This window comes from Yoonia sp. (assembly GCF_017854415.1).
In the GTDB taxonomy this organism is placed as follows: Bacteria; Pseudomonadota; Alphaproteobacteria; order Rhodobacterales; family Rhodobacteraceae; genus Yoonia.
The window spans coordinates 10,916-16,087 of sequence record NZ_JAFMHR010000015.1 but is presented as its reverse complement, the minus strand read 5'-3'; the positions used below and the strand labels follow the sequence as shown (position 1 = coordinate 16,087).

Below are 5,172 nucleotides of genomic sequence, written 5' to 3'. Positions count from 1 at the left end.
GGCCGCAAGATCAGCTACATCAACGCACATGGCACATCGACACCCGTCGGCGACGTGGGCGAAGTTGAAGCCGTGCGCCGTGTATTCGGCCAAGGCACCACGCCCCCGATCAGTTCGACCAAATCAATGACGGGCCACAGCCAAGGGGCGACCGGCGCACAAGAGGCAGTTTATTGCCTGTTGATGCTGGAAAACGATTTCATTGCACCGTCAATCAATGTGGAAAACCTTGATCCCGCGCTTGATCCGGCTGAAATCGCGACCACTCTGGTCGAAAACGCAGGGCTTGATACCGTCATGACCAACTCTTTCGGGTTCGGCGGCACCAACGGTTCTATGCTTCTTTCGAAACTCAAAGGGTGATCGCATGACAATTTCAATGCAAGGCAAACGCGGCCTGATTATGGGCGTGGCCAACGAGCGATCCATCGCGTGGGGTATCGCCAAAGCAATGGCCGAGGCAGGCGCAGAACTGGCTTTCACCTACCAAGGCGACGCTTTCGGCAAACGTTTGGAACCTTTGGCGCAATCTGTAGACTCTGACATCATGGTGGATGTGGACGTCACGAATGACGAAAGCATGGATTTGGCCTTTGCGACATTAAAAGAGCGTTGGGGCAAACTGGATTTCGTGGTCCATGCTATCGCCTTTTCCGACAAGAACGAATTGACAGGGCGGTTCATCAATACCAGCCGCGATAACTTTAAAAACTCGCTGGCGATTTCCTGCTATTCATTCATTGATGTGGCCAACCGCGCATCGCAAATGATGCCGGACGGTGGCACGCTGCTAACGCTGACGTACCAAGGGTCAAACCGCGTAACACCGTTCTACAATGTGATGGGCGTTGCCAAGGCTGCATTGGAATCCGCAACGCGGTATCTGGCGAATGATCTTGGCCCTCAGGGCATCCGCGTCAATGCAATCAGCCCCGGCCCGATGAAAACGCTTGCGGGTGCAGCCATTGGTGGCGCGCGCAAGACCTACAAACACACAGACCAGAATGCGCCAATGCGCGCTAACGCGACGCTTGAGGCGGTAGGCGGCACCGCCGTTTATCTGGCGTCAGATGCGGGTGCTTGCACAACAGGCGAAATCATCCGCGTTGACGGTGGTTTCCATGTGCTGGGAATGCCGCAGCCGGATCATCTGGTTTAGATAACGATACTGCCCGACCTACCGGCCGGGCAGCCAAGACGCGGTCTAAACTGCGTCAATTCCGACAATCTCAATTGCGAAATTCAGGTCTTGACCCGCAAGCGGGTGGTTGGCGTCCAAGGTGACTTCGGTTTCGCTAACTTCAGCGACAGTCACGGGAACAACCTGACCTTGGGGTGTCTGCATCTGCAATTGCGTGCCGACCTCTAGCGGGATTTCCGCTGGTATCTGTTCGCGTGGCACCGCTTGGCGCGCGTCAGGGTTGGTTTCACCATAGGCTTGCGCGCATGGTACGTTCACGTCTTTTTTGTCACCGACGGCCATGCCGCCGATCGCGGCATCAAGGCCTGCGATGATCTGGCCGGACCCCACAACGAACTCGAGCGGGTCACGCCCCTCGGAGCTGTCGAACGTCTCGCCGTTGTTCAATGTGCCCGTATAATTCATCCGGACGGTGTCACCTGCTTTTGCTTGGCTCATGGGTTTGGGCTTTCTCAAAAATTATAAGAGCAGATAAACTATGCGCCCCGCGACAGGTTTGCAAACGCATTGCCTCTTTTCGTGGCCGCAAGGCCATGACACGATGCTGCAAAATGAACCGGAGCCCCCCCGATGCCGATCAACACCTATGTATTTGACGCCTATGGCACGTTGTTTGATGTCAACGCTGCGGCCGCACAGGCAGCGAAAGAACCAGCGCATACGGCGTTGGCCAAAGTATGGCCCGCCCTTGCCCGCGATTGGCGCCGCAAGCAGTTAGAATACTCGTGGCTGCGCGCGGTGGCAGGCAGGCATTGCGATTTCTGGCAAGTCACCCAAGACGGGCTTGATTGGGCAATGGAAGCGCACGGCCTGGATGACGCGGCAACCCGTGCACGGCTTTTGGCGCTCTATCGTCAACTGGCAGCGTATCCAGAGGCAAAGGATGTCCTTATCACCCTCAGGGGACGCGGTGCAAAGACGGCAGTCTTGTCCAATGGTTCACCAAAAATGCTGTTGGAGGCTGCAACGTCCGCAGGTCTGAATATGCACCTTGATGCGTTACTGAGTGTCGAGGACGTGGGTGTCTTTAAACCCCACAGCAAAGTATATGACCTTGTGTGTGCGCATTTTGGCGGCACACCTAAAGATGTACTTTTCGTGTCCTCGAACGGTTGGGACGCAGCAGGTGCTGCGGGCTACGGTTTTCAAACCGCATGGGTGAACCGCGCAGGCGAACCTGTTGATCGACTATATGCCAAACCCCATCACATCCTATCCGACCTCACAACAATTCCGGAATTCATTTGATGCCCCACTACACTGCCAATGACGGTTGCGCGCTCTATTATTCTGAAAGCGGCACAGGTCTGCCCGTCATCGCGCTAGCGGGTTTGACCCGCAATGGCGCTGATTTCGACCATGTGGCACCGCACCTGTCCGTCCGACTGATCCGGCCAGATTACCGTGGGCGCGGCCAATCGGATTGGGCTGATCCATCTACTTATTCGATCGCCCAAGAGGCCGCTGATGTCTTGTCTCTGATGGAACATCTGGGTTTGGAAAAAGCGGCAATCCTGGGTACATCGCGCGGCGGGCTGATAGCGATGGTCATCGCCGCTGTCTCAAAAGAGCGTTTGCTTGGCGTCGCGCTCAATGACATCGGACCTGAGATCGCGGACAGCGGGCTCGACCTGATCAAAAACTACGTCGGGCGTAATCCAGCGCAAAAAACTTATGTCGCAGCAGCCGAGGCCCGCGCACAACTTTTGACACGCTTCAAAGGCGTGCCGATGGCACGTTGGATAGCCGAAGTAGAAGCCCATTACAGCGAAACGCCAGACGGTTTGGTGATCCGCTATGATCCAAAACTGCGCGATGCCGTGTTGGCGGCTGGGGCGCAGCCCGCACCTGATCTTTGGCCGCTTTATGACGAATTTTCCGATCTGCCATTGGCGCTAATCCGTGGCGCAAATTCTGATTTGTTGACGGTCGAAACAGCTAATGAAATGGCCCGACGGCGCCCTGATTTGATCCGTGTAGATGTGCCTGACCGTGGCCATGTACCTTTCTTGGATGAACCCGAGGCCTTGGCAGCCCTGCATCAATGGTTGGAGAAAATGCAATGAACATCGATATGATCCGCGCCGCTGCATTACGCATCAAAGGGCACGCAAGACGGACGCCCATCCTGACCTCGCCCTTTCTGGACGAGATCGCAGGACGGCGTGTTTTTGTAAAAGCCGAATGCCTGCAACACACAGGGTCGTTCAAATTTCGCGGCGGCTGGTCGGCGGTTTCCGCGCTGACCGACAATGCGCTCAAGACCGGCGTGATCGCATTTTCCAGCGGTAATCACGCGCAGGGCGTGGCCCTGGCCGCGCGCGAACATGGCGCGCCTGCCGTGATTGTAATGCCGTCTGATGCCCCTGCCGTCAAAATCGCAAACACCCGTGCGCTTGGCGCAAAGGTCGTACTTTATGACCGCGAAACCGAAGACCGCGATGAAATCGGCGAACGCCTGTCTGCCGAACACGGGCTGACCTTGATCAAACCTTACGACGAACCGCTTGTTATCGCGGGCCAAGGCACGACTGGCCTGGAAATTGCCGAAGACATGAACGCATTGGGCATTACCGACGCCGACGTCATGGTGTGTTGCGGCGGTGGCGGCCTGACGTCAGGCATCGCTTTGGCGCTGGCTGCTGATGCGCCTTCCTTGCGCGTGCGTCCAGCAGAGCCAGAAGAATTTGACGATGTCACACGATCACTGATCAGCGGAAAAATCGAAAGCAACGTCCGGCGCGGCGGATCATTGTGCGATGCGATCATAACGCCACAGCCCGGCAATCTGACGTTTCCGATTATGCAAAAGCATTGCGGACCGGGGGTGGTGGTGTCCGAGGACGAATGCATGCGCGCTGTGGCGCTTGCCTTTGACCGGTTGCGCATTGTCGTGGAACCGGGCGGCGCTGCGGCGCTGGCGGCGGCATTGTTCCATCCCGATGAATTCACCGGCGATGCCGTGATCGCTGTTGCAACTGGCGGCAACGTCGACGCGCCGGTCTTTGCCAAGGCGTTGGAAACGCTACAGTGACCACCCAGTTCATCACCAGGCCCGACGGCGCCCGCATTTTTGCCCAGATGGATGGGCCCGAAAACGCGCCTGTTGTAGTGTTTTCCAATTCGCTTGGCACGACATTGCATCTTTGGGATGCAGTTTTGGAACGACTGCCCAGAGGTTTGCGCATTTTACGCTATGACATGCGAGGTCACGGGCGTTCTGACGTGCCAGATGCGCCATATACGATGGGGCAATTGGTTGGCGATGCAGAAGCAGTTTGCGATACATTTGATATCAAAGATGCGTTGTTCGTCGGCCTATCCGTGGGTGGTATGATTGCCCAAGGTCTTGCCGTCAAACGGCCCGATCTGATCCGCGCAATGGTTCTGTCGAACACTGCAGCCAAAATTGGTAATCCGGATTTCTGGGAAGACCGGATCAATGCGATCCGCGCAAGCGGCATGGCTGCAATATCCGACGGTGTTATGCAGCGCTGGTTCGGGCGCGATTTCTACGCGACGCCTGCGATATCCGTATGGAAAGCGATGTTTGAAGCCGCGCCCATTGAAGGCTACGCAGGTGTATGCGCCGCCATCTCGGGTACAGATTTCTATACGCCAACAAGCGGGTTACGTATCCCAACGCTTGGCATTGCCGGGACCGAGGATGCATCGACACCCGCTGATCTCGTGCGCGAAACGGTCGATTTAATCCCCGGATCGCAATTTGCATTGATCCGCCGCACGGGCCATTTGCCTTGTGTAGAAAAGCCCGATGAGTTCGCAGCACACCTTGTCGATTTTCTCAATGCTACAGGGCACTTCGCCTAAATTCGCACCCCTCGAAACATATCCTTTGCAAACGAAACCGAACAGCTTACCCATGCTGTAATGAATAAACGTCTCGCAGTCACTTTCATCCTGATTTCGGTTATGCTGGACAGCATGGGCATTGGATTAATCCTGCCCGT

At 56.2% G+C, this 5,172-nt stretch carries 6 protein-coding genes and 1 pseudogene; 6 read left to right on the top strand and 1 reads right to left on the bottom strand.

From position 1 onward, the window contains the following. Positions 1-363: pseudogene (locus tag QZ197_RS03250) on the top strand (beta-ketoacyl-ACP synthase I); the annotation flags it as partial. Positions 364-367: 4 nt separating this feature from the next. Next, positions 368-1,159, top strand: coding sequence for an enoyl-ACP reductase (locus QZ197_RS03245; RefSeq protein ID WP_296429983.1), 792 nt, complete (start codon positions 368-370; stop codon positions 1,157-1,159). A 45-nt stretch (positions 1,160-1,204) separates the two neighbouring features. Here the strand turns inward: QZ197_RS03245 and QZ197_RS03240 are convergent, their stop codons facing one another. Next, positions 1,205-1,639 carry a peptidylprolyl isomerase gene (locus tag QZ197_RS03240; RefSeq protein WP_296429980.1) on the bottom strand — a complete coding sequence of 145 codons (435 nt, stop codon included), beginning with the start codon at positions 1,637-1,639 and terminating at the stop codon, positions 1,205-1,207. Between the two features lie 132 nt (positions 1,640-1,771). On the opposite strand from QZ197_RS03240, the gene QZ197_RS03235 reads away from it, so the two are divergent. From QZ197_RS03235 to pcaD, 4 genes are read left to right on the top strand one after another with little or no spacing between them, the layout of a single operon-like run. Then, on the top strand, positions 1,772-2,449 hold the full coding sequence (locus QZ197_RS03235; RefSeq protein ID WP_296429977.1) for a haloacid dehalogenase type II: 678 nt from the start codon (positions 1,772-1,774) through the stop codon (positions 2,447-2,449). After that, a complete protein-coding gene (locus QZ197_RS03230; RefSeq protein ID WP_296429975.1) occupies positions 2,449-3,267 on the top strand; it encodes an alpha/beta hydrolase in 819 nt (272 codons plus the stop codon). Before QZ197_RS03235 ends, QZ197_RS03230 begins: the two co-directional genes overlap by 1 nt. Next, complete coding sequence (locus tag QZ197_RS03225) at positions 3,264-4,235, top strand: threonine/serine dehydratase (protein ID WP_296429973.1); 972 nt, start codon at positions 3,264-3,266, stop codon at positions 4,233-4,235. The genes QZ197_RS03230 and QZ197_RS03225 overlap by 4 nt, the downstream gene beginning before the upstream one ends. Positions 4,236-4,282: 47 nt before the next feature. Continuing rightward, entirely contained in the window at positions 4,283-5,032 is a 750-nt protein-coding gene (pcaD, locus tag QZ197_RS03220) for a 3-oxoadipate enol-lactonase (RefSeq protein WP_296430032.1), read from the top strand. Positions 5,033-5,172 lie beyond the last annotated feature (140 nt).

What these genes read in the sequence shown, in the direction of transcription:
- QZ197_RS03245 (WP_296429983.1), top strand. Translation starts at nt 368, where the DNA reads ATGACAATTTCAATGCAAGGCAAACGCGGCCTGATTATGGGCGTGGCC.
- QZ197_RS03240 (WP_296429980.1), bottom strand. Translation starts at nt 1,639, where the DNA reads ATGAGCCAAGCAAAAGCAGGTGACACCGTCCGGATGAATTATACGGGC.
- QZ197_RS03235 (WP_296429977.1), top strand. Translation starts at nt 1,772, where the DNA reads ATGCCGATCAACACCTATGTATTTGACGCCTATGGCACGTTGTTTGAT.
- QZ197_RS03230 (WP_296429975.1), top strand. Translation starts at nt 2,449, where the DNA reads ATGCCCCACTACACTGCCAATGACGGTTGCGCGCTCTATTATTCTGAA.
- QZ197_RS03225 (WP_296429973.1), top strand. Translation starts at nt 3,264, where the DNA reads ATGAACATCGATATGATCCGCGCCGCTGCATTACGCATCAAAGGGCAC.
- pcaD (WP_296430032.1), top strand. Translation starts at nt 4,283, where the DNA reads ATGGATGGGCCCGAAAACGCGCCTGTTGTAGTGTTTTCCAATTCGCTT.